Below are 14,790 nucleotides of genomic sequence, written 5' to 3' on the forward strand. Positions count from 1 at the left end.
AAAATACTTCAGAAATATGTTTAAATTCGATATAGTAAAAAAAAAGGAGGGAGCTTCCGCCCCCCCCTTTCTTCAAACTAAATAATCAGTTGCTATCAGTGGTAATTAAACCATTTACGCAAGGGGCTGGTATCGGAGAAGTAGCCTTTTGATTGCCCTGGTCAGGGAGGAAAGTGCTCAATGGTTTAGCAGTACCGCAAAAACCAGCAGGATCTAACGGTCCATGAGTATATACTTTAACGCCTTGACGAGCATTAACTGCCACAGCACCAGCAATAAGAGCAACAACAGCAACTGTTGACAACAAAATTTTTACCTTTTTCATGTTTGAAAATTTTGAAGGATTTAATAAAATACCTACTATTTTATTAGGGTGTTCGGCTTATCCCTTGTCTGAATGTAAAATCGGCAAAAGGTACCATCCTCCTATTTTCCATTCAGTACGTTGCGCAACATATATAAACTTAAAATCATTTAATTGAAAATTCAGGGCATAGCTGTTAATCAATAACATCAATCAGTTTTTCCGCATCAACTCGGGCATAAAAAATCTTCTTCGCTTTCCTATTTTTCAGAAAAATACTCGTATGTGGTACACCTTCTACCGCAAAATACCTTGCATAGGTGCCTGCTGTATCGATACCAATGTGTATATTGGGGTATTTGCTAAGTTGATATTTGATCGAAAAACGATTCATGTCACTTATTGGCGCAACACCCAAAAAACAAATTTGGGTATTACCAAACTTCTGTATTTTACTTAAAATACTCTCTGTCTCTGACCTACAATACTGACAATATGGATCAAAAAAGATAAGAATAACAGGTTCTGATTTCGATAACGAATTAGTATTCAATACAGAAACACTATCCAACAACAACATATTAACGGAAGGCATAGGTCTACCTTCATTTATATCACGTTGGATAGTCATCTGCCCACAATGTACCCATGAAAGTACACATAAGAAAACAACACCTAACCGCTTCATAAGATTTATTGTTTTATGTGCTAAGAATTTATAGGAACCGGCTGTTTTGCTTGACTGAGTATAAAGTCAAGTAAAACAACATTAATTATTACACAAACTAAAAGTGGAAACATCTGGAATCTTAATGCAACAGGCGAGGCAAATACGCTAAAAAGCAAGTTACATATCCACACAAAAGTGGCAATCAACCAAAGATTACAAAGACGCCGGTCTAGTCGCCAACCGGCAAGAATAATAAAAGAGATACTCAGCATAACATAAACTGCATTCATTACTCCGCACACTACTGGATAGTAGTCCAGCATTGATACCCTGTTATCCTTAAACCTGGAATACAATTTATCCTCTTTAAATCCAAACCAAGACTTAGTTATAGGAGGTATAGTATCCATCAAAAAACCATAGTTCTCTAAAAACTCTACAGGAGGCACATAATACTTAACAAGGTTAGGCCACAAGTAATTTCTTGCAAAATCCGTGGGATAAGTCTTAATGAGAGTAGAGCCATATTCCTTGTAAAACGGAGCAATTGACGCCCATTTTTTGAAATCAGTCATGGTAGTATCTCCATTATACTTCCTCATCATATATATTCTTAGGGGAGATTCCCGTCGCCACATGTAAGCTGTGCTAATATCAAGCATTACATTAGGGTATTGTATAATCAACTTACTAGTTGTATCAAAATACCTCCTTACATCCTGATCCAGCTCTTTGAATTTTAAAGGGAGATTCTTCCGGTCTGCAGAATCAATAAATCGATAGGCATACATGCCATTATTAGCAAGTTGCCAACCTGAAAACGGAGAAAATTCAAATTTCCCCACAGCGCTTTCATACCGAAGTGAAGTCCATCCAACAAACGAAAAAACAAGAACCAGCATAATAAAGGCGGCGAATATTTTCCGCTTCAATGTATCACTACTTATCAGAAGGGTAAGTGCAGAAATTAATGGATAATACATAGCATTGTATCTAACCATAAAAGCATATGTTACAATCAATGCTTGAAAAATCATCCATCCCCAAGTGGGTCTATTTGCTATCCAAATCAAACTGATAAACCAACACACACTGACTGAAAAGAAAATACTATCGCTTGAGACATAATTTGCCATATACAAGGCAACTGGGTTAATCAAAAGCAATAGCACCAACAATACCTGCAAAACTTTTCTAACCCTGTAAAAGTAGAACACGGTATAAAACAATCCCAAAGAGCTAAGCTGAAAAAAAATATACTGAAAGAAAACCAAACTAATACTTCCGGTAAGGAAAACACTAAAGAAACGTAAAAATTTAGAATACCCAATTGGATATGTACTAATCGAAGAATTATAAAAGGCACTTTGTACGTATGAATAAGAGTCTCCACTAATGAAGGCGGGAAAGGGATAATAATATTTAAATACAAAAAACTGCAACACTGATATAAGTACAAACAAAAGAAGTATACCCCTATTTAATCTATCTTCCATAATAAACTTTAAAACCCCCCCAATAGTATCGCCACCCATCACTTCCTTATTCCAGCTGAAATAGTTGCGTTTCATACTTACCAATAGGTTTAACATTTTAAAATAGTATTTTCAATTAAAGGAATACACTTATACTTAAAATTAAATCCATATACACCTGGAGGCAGGAAAGCAAAACTCCGGAAGAGTATCTAACACAACCCATTTCTACTAAAAATCATACAAACATGTGGCTAAAGAGTCTGAGTTATCGCCTAACAAATGGGGTAAGGGCTTCACAATTCAATTCTACGGACATTAATCAACAAAAGTATCTACGATCAAGTTACACTCCTCTGATGGCAAATAACTAAGTTGTTTACTCAATGATTATTTTGTTAATGCAATTTAGGAAATATCAATAAATCACAGAACGTAAAAACAGCAACAAAAACCGTAACACACGAACGAAAAACGACACTAATAGATAGACTATAGTATACAAGAACTTACTCCATTAATCAGGATCCTCAAAGGTCGTAACACTTATGCAAGGCAAATCAAATCCTGCTGCTGCTGTAAAAGTACCTCCGGGCACCGGAGTCAGACCTTTACTATAAACAGGTATTCTGCATCTGTTGGGGGTTAAGGGATCCGGAGTAAAAATCACGTGAGCTATACGCGCCCTAGAGACTGTCTTCGCCATAAAAAATGAGCCAATAAAAACAACCATCACCAAGGACAACAATAATGACACCTTTTTCATATTACATTTTTTAACGATTAAAATACCTCAAAATCTAAAATCGTCTCTATTCTTCTTCACAACTACGACATTTAGAGAACCCATCAATATAAACCCATACAACATCATATGAACTATTGCACCTTATTCGATTTTTGCCATCACCAATTTCTAATTAAAATTCGATTCTATTTCACAAAAACTATCTCTATTTCTTATTACGACATCCTTCTCATTTTTAGTTAAGAATAGTGCGATTATTATACAACCTTAAAAAAATTTCCCTTCTTTTATTTAGATCGGAGTTATAAGATTGTTAATCGTATACTCATTTTGTATTACCATTGTAACTGATAGCAAATGTAGCTCTTGTAATCTTTCAATCTATCACATTCGTCGTAACAACCAGATCACAAGGACCAGGAACGTTGGTCGCCAGCACTCCAGACATAGTAGTATTTAATATTGCTTTCGCTGGCACTAGCACATCACACTTTCCATTAACAAAATTCCGGGTATAAATAACATGATTATTACGTGCCTTCAAAGCCAACGATGCAGAGGCAACAACAAGTACAATAAGCGATACAAAAAATACAATTAACTTTTTCATACTATAATGTTTTTTAAATTTTAAGTAAAAAGACAGGTTATATGCGCATGACAATAAACCACCGGCGTATCCATGCGACAAATTCATAAAAGTTATAAAAAAGGATTCCTCACTGCCACTTCACCTCTCCCGGCGTCTCCTGGAACACACGATGAAACGCCCGTGCGAAGCTACCAGAGGTACTATACCCTAAAGTAATAGCCACTTCTTTCACCTGATGATCTTCCTGAAGTAGTTTCTTGGCATAGTTCATAGCACGTTCAAGCTGATACTGATAAATCGTTACGTCGTAGAGCATTTTAAATCCTTTTGTTAGTTTGCTTTCACTAAGACCGGAGAAGTGGACCAGGTGCTGTATATCTATTCTTTTTGGGGGTTGTTCGTCGATGAATGCTTTGGTCTTAATAATAGCTTTCTCTTGGAACTTTGTCAGTTTCATCAATTGATGGTTATGAGGGTATTGGCAATACATCATGCGATATACGTTTTACTCTAAAGTTGCAATCGCAATTAAAAGTTAGGACTTTTTTCGCGGATTTTCAATAGGTAAGACAAGTTTTTTAAGCAACCAAAACCGGCTGCATAATAGTCGCAGCAAGGGTTACAAGAGAGAAAAAGCAGGGAGAGAGCTCCCCGCCTGCTGCTTGTTGAGTCGATAATAAGTTACTGGACTGTCCATGGTTTGTCGAAGCTCAGATACTGATCGTAGGAGATCGTTTGCCAGTTGAACAGTACGATACCGCTGTCTTCTAGCAACCGTAGCGCGCTGACGGTGGAGAGTGGATGTTGAGAGGTGACGTCTTCTATGAAATGACCGTCGCTACGCTGGTAGGTAAACCAGTAATAGTGTGTCGCGGTGTGGTCTGGGCACAACTCCGCCAGTGGCATGGGCCGGTGGATACCGTTGATCCGTAGGGGTTGTTCCAGCAGCAACGAATAGTAATGTTGCAGCTCATGTAACGACTCCATCACCAGTGGTTCGGATTGCTCATCATACACGTCTTCGACGTAGTACCCGTTACCCAAGCGCTGCAATCGCAGACCGTTACCGGATCCATACAACCCTTTCTTACCGGCGATAGGCTTAAATCCGGCCAACTGTAGCACCCTCGGTGTGAGCGGCACACCTGCAACGTCTTTGAAATGCATCCAAATGGTGTTACCACCTTCCGGCGCGTCAGCCAACAACAGTTCGTCTTTTTCCGCATTGATACTACGGACGAACATCACGCTGGCGTCTTCATGTAATGGACAATCCACTACATCTCCAATGCTAAATTGCTCTTTGTTCATAAGTTTATTTTATATCTATGAACGCAAATATAGTGGTTGGATTCATATCTCCAAACACAATATAGAAAAGCAACACAAGTGATGACACTCAAAAATGATCGAAATAAAATCATTATGATTTTGATAGAATCAATTTGTTAGGATGTCTTACAAAACAACAGCCACTAGAGTAAAAATTAAACCAGATTATCTTAGTGATCTAAAAATTATCTTTCGGATTTCTAAAAAATTTTTGAGCAAGGGGCATGCAAAGGCATAAAACAACAAAAGCCGATGAAAAAAGGGAGCAACAATGAAAACACATTCTTATCATGACAAAGTCCACTGACAGAGCACCAAAATCAACTTCCAATAAAAAAGGCGACCCCGTTATGGGATCGCCTCTAAATATCTCTTGATAACGCTTAATACGCATTATTCACCGTCAACTCATACGCCTCCCTCGCTCCGGCTATCCCTCCCAGCACTTCCAGCTTCTTCGTCAGCGTCGTAGTCGGCAGGCTCACATGAAACTTCCCGTCTTTGTCTTTGGTCACGGTAGCAGTGGCAGCGGTGCCGCCATAGGTGTACATCACTGCGCCGGTGCTGACGGCAGTGCCTACGGTGCAATTAATAACGATCGTCCTGTTGGAGGCATCAGCTGCCAGCATTTCCTCTGAACCGAGGCTATACTGCCCTTCGCCGAGGAAGCCGTGAAAAACAATGGTAAGCGCGCTACCGGAGAAGGCGCCATAGTTGCCACCGGTACCGACCGTGCTGACGGCGATGGAGGTGATTTTGCCATCGGCGGAAGATGTCTGGGCGGAAGTACCTTTTACGTAGGCGTAGGTTCCCAGTTTCCAGGTGGCATCACCCTCGGGGGAAACTTTATCGTCATTCTTTTTGCCGCAGGAAAACAGCATCGCTGAAATGATGACCAGCAGGAGAGGTAAAATGTTCTTCATGATATGATTTGGGTTAAAAAAGAAAAAAGCCCCGCTGTTTTGCAACAACAGAGCTTAAAGCTTGCGGAGAGTCAGGGATTCGAACCCCGGGACCTGTTACAGTCAACAGTTTTCAAGACTGCCGCAATCGACCGCTCTGCCAACTCTCCGTGAGACCGCAAATGTATAAAAGGGAATGATTTAAAAAAAATTTTCAGCCCGCTTTTTTTAAAAAATTTATATCCTGAAGCAACCGCCCCTGCTGCCGAACAGCGGCCAAAATGCCATCAAAACAGCCATGGCAGACACTTTCAGCACCGGTACATTTTTATCATTATATAGCACCCTGAGTGACAAGTAATTAGCCCTGCTGGCAAACATATTCATTTTCCGTAATTTTAAAGATGGACAATATATTCTTTGAAGGACCTGTCATGTGGTCTCAAATAGACGCCAACATGCACTTGCGGCACTCCGCCTATGCTGATTTTGCTGCCCAGGCCAGGCTGGCCATGCTCGATAAAGTCGGAATGAACGCCCGTCAGTTCCAGGAACTGCACATCGGCCCCATCCTCTTCCGGGAGGAAACGATCTATCTCCGGGAGGCTGGCGCCAACGATACGCTCCGTGTCACCTGCGAGCTGACCAAATGCCGCCCCGACGGCTCCCGCTGGTCGGTACGCCATGAGATATACCGGAAAGACGGCATTAAATCAGCCGTGGTGAATGTGGACGGCGCCTGGATAGACACGAAAGCACGGAAACTGACGGCCCTATCAGACGAAATGATGGAAAAATTCACGTCCCTCCCACGCAGTGAGGACTTTACTGACGCCGCTTCATAAGTTAGCCAGGATGAAAGCTACCCTACCGGCGATGCTGTCAAACGGTACTACCGCCAGCTCATACCCATTAGCGGTATAAGCCGCCTGCATGGCCTCATAAGTGGCCACAGCTGTGGCATAGTCCTGCTTGCGCTCCGTGTCGCCCTGGTAAATTTCCTCCCAGGGCGGAAAAATAAAAACACGCGGATGGTACCGCAGGGTGGCGGCATATTCCTGTAGTACCGCCGGTACCGGAAGGTTTTCCAATGCCGAATAGCCAATCAGGTCGGGAATCCCCCGGTCAAAGAATACCGGCTGCCCGTCAAGAGGCTGCTGTTCAAAATCCTGCAGGGCTGCTGCCAGCATCCTGTCGCGGAACAATACCTTGTTGGCCCAGGGCAACGCTGCTCCCCCGCTGGCTACCTGCTCCTGGATAATCTGTCTGCCGGATTCCGGCACGACCGTAAATCCTTTTGCTGCTAAGGCTGTAATCACCGATGTTTTGCCCGCACCCGGACCACCGGTAAATACATACCCGTTCTGTCTGATCATAACAATAAATAAAATGGAAAATAAAAAGATGGCAAAATGATGATGTGGCTATTCATCTTCAGAGAAAGAAGCACATAATGATACCTGATCAACAACGTAGCCCAGGGCTTCAGCCCTGGGACGAAGATAAAGGTAACAAACAACGGACGAAAGCCTAATCATCCATCAGATGACGTCTTTGGGGAACAATAATGGAAAGGGTGGGGAACAAATAACGGTGAGTTAAAAACAACAGATCACGAGTCCTTCTGCACTACATTCAGCGGTAAATATCCATCTTACCAACGTGTTACCGGCTTTGCACTGGAAAACACCTGACGATCTGATTCCAAGGCCTTGATAAAAGGCAGATCGTTTTGTAGATACGCTCTGGAAGACTGTTCCAGGTAATTGTCCATCTGGAAAAATTTAGCAGCCCTGGTGGCACCTAGTATTCTGTTCATGCGCCTGAAATAACGCATTTGCAAACGACCAAATTCAAGATCATTGTTAATGAGTTGTTTGGTCAGGCTGTTCATCTTCATTTCATCCAGACAGGAAAACTCTTGATTATACATCCGTAGTAAAGCGATTCGTTCCGCCAGCCATGGGCGTTTTTCATCTTCATACTCCAGGAATGCATCTGTAAAAGCCTTCTGTTCTACAGGGGAGATCTGTAGAAACTCGTCGTATAAGGCTCCTTTATCCTTGCCAAAAATTTTCGTTACCAGATCCGGCTCATTGTACAAATTGGCGTCGGCAGATATGGTCGTGGCTTGGGAGAAAACTTCCAGTCCCGCTGATAGCAGGACCATCAACAAACAAAGTGTTTTTTTCATGTTACCTGGGTTTTTAAAGTGTTATCGGCAGTCACTGCCCGCTCGCCGCGAAACTTTCATTTCTCAGGTTCCTTTGTTGTAACAAAATGCACATCATCTTGACAAATATCCCTGTCCTCGTTTTGAGGCTGGCTTACTCCTTTCGCTGCGACAGCAGTAGTATTTTTTTATGCTAAAGTTTTTCTTGAAGATGTTCCGACTGGCCTGTCAGTACATCTGCCCTTGAGGATGGCAATCAGTTATGAAGTAGTGAGGCGTTGGTTATGAAGTAACAAATAAAATATCTCAGGTTTACGAAGGTAAGTAGAATAACAATACAAAAACAAATTTATTTTTTAGAAAAAATGAAAAGGCGATAAGCCCGGTAATGCTGGACTTATCGCCTCTCTCCTACGGAGAAATACCTAGTTAAGTGAATGGCCGTGAGCCTTTAAAAACGAGCTGTGAGCCTCCTTTGTCCAAAGTTGGTAGTCATCCAAACTAATTCCCAATTTCTCATCTCTTACTACCTCTTTATTATCCCGACAATCCCAATATCCTTTTGCCAGCTCCTGCACACTGATCAGTGTATCCGGCGCGGTGGACTCATACTGCTCTGAATAACTCTTATAATTGCCGGTTGCCAGTTCCTGGATCTCATTCTTTACTGCTTGTACGGTTTGTTTAGCCATGGTTAAAATTTTTAGTTCGATGGCTAAAAACAAAAATGAAGCCTTTCCCGGCCAGCAACGTCGTTTTTAAGATTTCATTATCATAATATTTTGTTAAGGACTCCTACGCAACAGCCTGCTAAAAGAGGGCTGTTTTCATATAAACCTTACCCCAATTCCCCCAGTCACTCAGTGCCTTGGACATATTCTCCATCAATTCCTTCCTTGTCACCTTCTTCCCTTTCGCAGGCGGTTTCAGGCTTTCAGGCTTCACCTCGTCTACCAGCACCTTGGTGGCAAACCAGGTGATATGCTCATGAGGCAACGCCAGTCCCAATATCATCCCCGGAAGCCCGGAGAAAGACTCAGGGCCACCGGCAGTAACAATGGCATCGGTATAAAAAGCGACCACATAAATAGAGTCCATAATAATGGCATTAGCCCTCCGGCAATCAAAACCGGCTATCTTCCTGGTTTCATCTGTGATCTTCCAGCGTATGGTACGGGTGGAATCATCCTGTAGAAAAAGCCGGTCAAATACCTGCTTCTGGGCAACGCTATGTTGTGCGGCAAGATCGGTATAAACAACATTCTTTTCCGCCGGCCATTCACGTAACTGGTTATTATCCGCCAGCTGGCGCCCGGGCTTGTAGTAGGTGACATTACCATTAAACACCAGGTCAAAATAAGACGTCTTGAATTGAGGCTGCGACCTCTTCTCCAGCTCTTTCCAGCTTTGCCCTTCTCCATCTCCCCACATTTCATCGAGCAAAGCGTGTATGTTCTGTTTCTTCTCAAACTCTATACGCCCCTTGTCCAGGAAGGTAGTATGCTGCGCCTGCACACCATGGCACAGCAACAATAAAACGATATACAAAAAGATTTTTCTCATGAGATTAATTTTTAGCCACACTACCACCACCTACTTTGTTGAAATTCCATATTACACTGAGCATACCATAACGACCGATCGTGGAATACGTGTTCTGGGTAATGTAGTTACTGTTGACAGACCGGTTGAAGCCAATGTTCTGGTTCAGGATATCTTTCACAGCTGCTTTCACTTCCAGCGCGTCCTTCTTGCCGAACTTCCTCACAACAGCTGCATTCCACTGTATCACGTTATTATTGCTGGTAAACACTTCTGTCTTCTGCCGGAAATTACACACCACATCTGATTCAACCGAGAATTTCCAGGGCAGAAAATATCTTTCCGCTGCAGTAACATTGTATGTCCAGTAGTTCGTGCGGGTGGACTGTTGCACGGAGGAGCTACTGGTATTGTAAGTGGCTTCTAATGACAGGTAATGCTCATATTTCTTTTCTTTGGAGCCCATCAGATCAATACCCGCCGTGCCATTGAAGGTTTTTGTCGTATTCAGTTGATCGTTGATGTAGTTGGCATTACGGTAATAACCCCCTCTCAGGGTATACCCCAGGTTAAGATTGAGCGGCTTTATTTTCCAGCCCATATTGAGATTTAAATTAGCATTCTCGTTGCCATTGATATTGATGAACTGCGTAGTACGTTTTCCTTTGGCGTCAATAGAAGAGGCCTCTCCGAAATCATTGCTGGTAGAGGAATAACTCACACTCAGCCAGAGAGAGCGCTCCGAAAGCACTTTAAAGTCGAAATAGCTGGCATGGAAGTTATTTCTGAATGAAGGCTTCAGCGCAGGGTTACCGATCTTAACATCCTGGTCATCGTCGTTGGTACGTATGGGCTGTAGCTGATTCATGGTTGGCTGGCCGGTATTACCATTGTAGTTAATGCTCAACCGCCGCTGCTGACTGAAAGTATACCGTAAAGACGCAGCCGGGAACCAGTTCACAAAACTGCGGTCATGGTTGGTGTTCCGGTAAACATCATCCTGCTGGAAAGTAGTAAACCCAACATTATTGATTGCCTGTATCCGTACCTTTTTGCCATTGTACACATACCCCAACCCTGCTCTATGGGTAAGCATATTAAATACATAACTGTTGCTGTAGGTACTGTCCAACATATCATATTTACCGGCATCACCGGCATTAAAGGAGTTGCGGTATGATTTGCTGTTGGCTATAGCCAAACCGTAGTTGGCCACCAGGGAAGACAATTTCGATATCGGCTCTGTATAGGTGACATTACCCGAAGCATTGATGCTCTCTGTTCTGAAAACCTTGCGTTGATCAGTAAGATAAGAGGAATCCACATCTCCACTCTTTTTGAAATACTCTGTGAAGGAATGCAGCGCCCCATCACCATCGCTAAGGGTATAATTCTCCGCCACATTTACCGAAACGGTGCGTCCTTTTTTCTTCAGCTTCTTGCGCCATAACAGGTTACTGTTCAACTGACGGGTATCATCGGCAACAGAAAGCTGACGATTATTCCGGTTTACCAGCGAACTGTCGCCGTCCAGGAATTCTGAGTAGAAGTTACTGTTCGTCTTTTTATGGTCTATTCCGCCGTTCATATCCAACCGGAGGGAAGAAGAAGAATCCAGTTGTATTTCATAACGGCCATCTATACGGTTACGCAGCACGTTGTTATTAAAGCTCTCCCGCTGGTTACGGTAGCTCGTGGTATTGTTAGGCAGGATGTTTTTAGTAGTGGTGGTGCTGTTACCATCCATATAAAGTTTCATGAACTTATAATTACCACCGATATTCTGTTTATCCTGGTTCCACTTATTATTGAAATGAAGACCTCCGGTTTGTACCAATGGATAACCTTTACCACTGTATCGACCGTCCCATCCGGAAAACTCGTCATCATTCCCGCCGCCGATGAACATAATGTCGGAACCTTCCGCGCTAAAGTTATCTGCCTGGCTTTGCCCGTATTTGTCGGACTCCTGCCAGTCAAGCCCGGTTTTGCCGGTATTGGAAACGATGCCATAGGCAGCCACTTTCATTTTCTTTTTGAACATATTCAGCATGACCTGGTTGTCATGGAACCCGTTGGTACCGGCTCCCAGCTCCACTTTCCCGAAATAGCCGTTTTTCTTGTCTTCTTTTAGTTTGAGGTTGAGCGTTTTACTGGCCTGGCCATCATCTACACCGGTAAAGGCGGCCTGTTCGCTCTTTTTGTCGTAGAGCTGTACTTTATCCACCATGTCTGCACGCAGGTTTTTGGTCACCAACGTGGGATCATCACCAAAAAACTCCTCCCCGTCTACCAGCACTTTTTTGACCTTCTGCCCCTGGGCAGTGATCTGTCCTTTATTATCCACCTGGATACCGGGCAGTTTCTTCAACAGGTCTTCCACGCTGGCATTGGGTTGCGTCTGGTAACTGCCGGCATTAAATTCCGTCGTATCTCCTTTCATCTTGATGGCGGCTACTTTTTGTTGTATCACCACTTCCTGCAGGAGCCGGGACCGCAGGGTCATCATAATATGATCATAGCGGAGCACACTGGTGTCGGATAACGTGACCGGCTCAACGTAATCCGCAAAAGCCGGATAAGTGATCATCAACAGGTACTTGCCTGCCTGCAGGTTGTCAAAGACAAACCCGCCGGTTTCACCGGCACGGACATACTTGTAGAGGACAGAATCTTTTGCGTGCAGAAGGGCTACGACAGTGTTGGGAAGTTTAACGTGGTTTAACGTATCAGAAACATGACCACTGATTTTCGCGTGCTGTGCGTGACTGATACTGTAAACGGTCAAACAAAAAATGAATGACAATAGTTTTTTCATTTGTTGGCGACTACAGGTTGTTTGGTAAGATACTTATGGGAACAAATTCCACAATAAAATTTGAATTAAATATCAGGGAGATGATAAACATCTGTTAAATATAAGTCTACTTATCATGTAGGGAAACGGTAATTATATCATCGTCCCAGCGCCAAAACCCCGAGCCGCGATGTTAGCCGGGCTTCAGCCTGAAAACAAATTATCGTGTAAAATAACCGCCCTGAACTGCAATCCTGTTTCATGCTAAATTTCCCAGGGCTGAAGCCCTGGGCTAAGATGTTGTTCAGTTTCTTTAGGATGAGGAGTACTACCGTTTATGTTGAATATATCCAATCCTGGAACTAAGATGCTGTTCTGCTTACAATAACAACACCCACAATTGAAAGGAATTGAATAACATCTTAGCCCAGGGCTTCAGCCCTGGGAACGTTGGGAACGTCGGGAACGTTGGGGAATGCGGGAACGTTGGGGAATGCGGGAACGCGGAATTTTTTTTTGTATATTCAGCAACATGGAAGCATCAACCTTAAGAAGCAGCCAGTGGTTTGCCCGTGATGGCAAAGATGGCTTTATATACCGTGCATGGCTTAAAAAACAGGGCATCCCGGCCCATGAACTGGAAGGGAAACCGGTGATCGGCATCTGCAACACCTGGTCGGAGCTGACGCCCTGCAACTCCCATTTCCGGGAGCTGGCCGAATCTGTAAAACGCGGTGTCATAGAAGCGGGTGGTTACCCGTTGGAATTCCCGGTAATGTCGCTGGGAGAAACGCTGATCAAACCAACAGCGATGCTGTACCGCAACCTGGTCAGCATGGACGTGGAAGAGTCGATACGTGCCAATCCGCTGGATGGCATCGTATTACTCTGTGGCTGCGATAAAACTACGCCGGCGTTGGTCATGGGCGCCTGCAGTGTGGACCTGCCCACCATCGTGGTGTCCGGCGGCGCCATGCTCACGGGCAGGCATATGGGAAGAAGCATCGGCACCAGTGACATATGGCGGTTCAGCGAAGAGCTGCGCTCTGGTAAAATGACCAGTGAAGAGCTGGCGATGGCCGAAGCAGGCATGTGCCGCAGCGACGGCCATTGCGCTGTAATGGGCACCGCCTCCACGATGGCCTGCATGGTGGAGGCCCTGGGCCTGTCGTTGCCTCAGAATGCGGCCATCCCTGCCCCTGACGCTGCCCGTAAAGTACTGGCCCACCTGTCGGGCATGGAGATCGTCAGGATGGTACGGGAAGACCGCCGCCTGTCACACATCCTCACACGGGAGGCTTTCGAGAATGCGATTATGGTCAATGCGGCTATCGGCGGCTCTACCAATTTTGTAGTGCATCTGCTGGCCATCGCCGGCCGTATAGGCGTGGACGTAACACTGGCGGACATAGACACCTGGTCAGCGAACATACCGCTGTTGGCCAATTTACAGCCATCAGGCATGTACTTTATGGAAGATCTGTATTATGCAGGCGGACTGCCGGCGGTGATGAATGCCCTCCTCTCCCGCCTGCACAAAGACTGCCTCACCGCCAATGGCAAAATGATCGGCGATAATTACCGCCACGCCACAAGTTACAATCCCGAGGTCATCACCACCCTGGAAGCACCGTTCAATAACATATCCGGTATTGTGGTACTGAAAGGCAATATCTGCGAGGAAGGCGCTGTGATCAAACCTTCGGCGGCTACACCGCGACTGATGCGCCATACCGGTCCGGCCATTGTGTTTGAAGACATCGACGACTATAAACGCCGCATCGACGACCCGGCACTTGATGTGGACGAAAACAGCGTGCTGGTACTGAAAAACGTAGGCCCGAAAGGGTATCCCGGCATGCCGGAAGTAGGCAATATGGGACTGCCGGCCAAACTGCTGGCCAAAGGCGTCACTGATATGGTCAGGATCTCCGACGGCCGTATGAGCGGTACCGGTTTCGGGACCGTGGTGTTACATGTATCTCCCGAAGCTGCTGCCGGCGGCACGCTGGCCATCCTCCGCGATGGCGACATCATCACGCTTGATGTAGCCAACCGCAGCCTTCATGCCGACCTGGCCCCGGAAGAGATTGCCCGGCGCAAGGCCACATGGCAACCGGCATATCCGGTAGCCAACAGGGGCTACGTACAGTTATACCAGCAACATGTGGAACAGGCGCACCTGGGCGCTGACCTCGATTTTTTAAAGGGCGGTTCCGGCAGTCAGGTGACCCGGGATTCCCACTAAAAACATA

General features: G+C 44.6%; 15 protein-coding genes and 1 tRNA gene. 2 read left to right on the plus strand and 14 right to left on the minus strand.

From position 1 onward, the window contains the following. Positions 1 to 85 precede the first annotated feature (85 nt). The 9 genes from HHL17_RS26540 to HHL17_RS26580 form a co-directional block, all read right to left on the minus strand. Positions 86 to 325: a hypothetical protein gene (locus HHL17_RS26540; protein ID WP_169227862.1), complete on the minus strand. Its 240-nt coding sequence runs from the start codon at positions 323 to 325 to the stop codon at positions 86 to 88. A 175-nt stretch (positions 326 to 500) separates the two neighbouring features. After that, entirely contained in the window at positions 501 to 992 is a 492-nt protein-coding gene (locus HHL17_RS26545) for a peroxiredoxin family protein (protein WP_169227863.1), read from the minus strand. A 20-nt stretch (positions 993 to 1,012) separates the two neighbouring features. Beyond that, on the minus strand, positions 1,013 to 2,545 hold the full coding sequence (locus tag HHL17_RS26550; RefSeq protein WP_169227864.1) for a hypothetical protein: 1,533 nt from the start codon (positions 2,543 to 2,545) through the stop codon (positions 1,013 to 1,015). A 421-nt stretch (positions 2,546 to 2,966) separates the two neighbouring features. Then, positions 2,967 to 3,215, minus strand: coding sequence for a hypothetical protein (locus HHL17_RS26555; RefSeq protein ID WP_169227865.1), 249 nt, complete (start codon positions 3,213 to 3,215; stop codon positions 2,967 to 2,969). Between the two features lie 358 nt (positions 3,216 to 3,573). After that, on the minus strand, positions 3,574 to 3,807 hold the full coding sequence (locus HHL17_RS26560) for a hypothetical protein (RefSeq protein ID WP_169227866.1): 234 nt from the start codon (positions 3,805 to 3,807) through the stop codon (positions 3,574 to 3,576). Between the two features lie 109 nt (positions 3,808 to 3,916). Next, positions 3,917 to 4,246 (minus strand): helix-turn-helix transcriptional regulator, encoded by a 330-nt coding sequence (locus HHL17_RS26565; RefSeq protein WP_169227867.1) that lies wholly within the window; start codon positions 4,244 to 4,246, stop codon positions 3,917 to 3,919. 224 nt (positions 4,247 to 4,470) lie between these two features. Next, complete coding sequence (locus HHL17_RS26570) at positions 4,471 to 5,100, minus strand: hypothetical protein (RefSeq protein WP_169227868.1); 630 nt, start codon at positions 5,098 to 5,100, stop codon at positions 4,471 to 4,473. A gap of 404 nt (positions 5,101 to 5,504) precedes the next feature. Then, positions 5,505 to 6,044, minus strand: coding sequence for a hypothetical protein (locus HHL17_RS26575; protein WP_169227869.1), 540 nt, complete (start codon positions 6,042 to 6,044; stop codon positions 5,505 to 5,507). 64 nt (positions 6,045 to 6,108) lie between these two features. Then, positions 6,109 to 6,193 (minus strand) — tRNA-Ser (locus HHL17_RS26580). 234 nt (positions 6,194 to 6,427) lie between these two features. Here HHL17_RS26580 and HHL17_RS26585 point away from each other — a divergent pair. Further along, positions 6,428 to 6,868: an acyl-CoA thioesterase gene (locus HHL17_RS26585; RefSeq protein WP_206156180.1), complete on the plus strand. Its 441-nt coding sequence runs from the start codon at positions 6,428 to 6,430 to the stop codon at positions 6,866 to 6,868. On the opposite strand, the gene HHL17_RS26590 is transcribed toward HHL17_RS26585, so the two are convergent. From HHL17_RS26590 to HHL17_RS26610, 5 genes are all read right to left on the minus strand, one after another. After that, positions 6,863 to 7,399: an AAA family ATPase gene (locus HHL17_RS26590; RefSeq protein ID WP_169227870.1), complete on the minus strand. Its 537-nt coding sequence runs from the start codon at positions 7,397 to 7,399 to the stop codon at positions 6,863 to 6,865. The two genes, HHL17_RS26585 and HHL17_RS26590, sit on opposite strands and share 6 nt — an antisense overlap. A gap of 278 nt (positions 7,400 to 7,677) precedes the next feature. Continuing rightward, on the minus strand, positions 7,678 to 8,217 hold the full coding sequence (locus HHL17_RS26595; RefSeq protein ID WP_169227871.1) for a hypothetical protein: 540 nt from the start codon (positions 8,215 to 8,217) through the stop codon (positions 7,678 to 7,680). A 404-nt stretch (positions 8,218 to 8,621) separates the two neighbouring features. Further along, on the minus strand, positions 8,622 to 8,888 hold the full coding sequence (locus HHL17_RS26600; RefSeq protein ID WP_169227872.1) for a hypothetical protein: 267 nt from the start codon (positions 8,886 to 8,888) through the stop codon (positions 8,622 to 8,624). A gap of 118 nt (positions 8,889 to 9,006) precedes the next feature. Continuing rightward, positions 9,007 to 9,759, minus strand: a complete 753-nt coding sequence (locus tag HHL17_RS26605; protein WP_169227873.1) for a GLPGLI family protein — start codon at positions 9,757 to 9,759, stop codon at positions 9,007 to 9,009. Positions 9,760 to 9,763: 4 nt separating this feature from the next. Beyond that, a complete protein-coding gene (locus HHL17_RS26610) occupies positions 9,764 to 12,556 on the minus strand; it encodes a TonB-dependent receptor (protein ID WP_169227874.1) in 2,793 nt (930 codons plus the stop codon). A gap of 511 nt (positions 12,557 to 13,067) precedes the next feature. On the opposite strand from HHL17_RS26610, the gene HHL17_RS26615 reads away from it, so the two are divergent. After that, positions 13,068 to 14,783: an IlvD/Edd family dehydratase gene (locus HHL17_RS26615; RefSeq protein ID WP_169227875.1), complete on the plus strand. Its 1,716-nt coding sequence runs from the start codon at positions 13,068 to 13,070 to the stop codon at positions 14,781 to 14,783. Positions 14,784 to 14,790: the final 7 nt, after the last annotated feature.

Origin of the sequence: Chitinophaga fulva (assembly GCF_012927205.1) — a bacterium.
GTDB classification, from domain to species: Bacteria; Bacteroidota; Bacteroidia; order Chitinophagales; family Chitinophagaceae; genus Chitinophaga; species Chitinophaga fulva.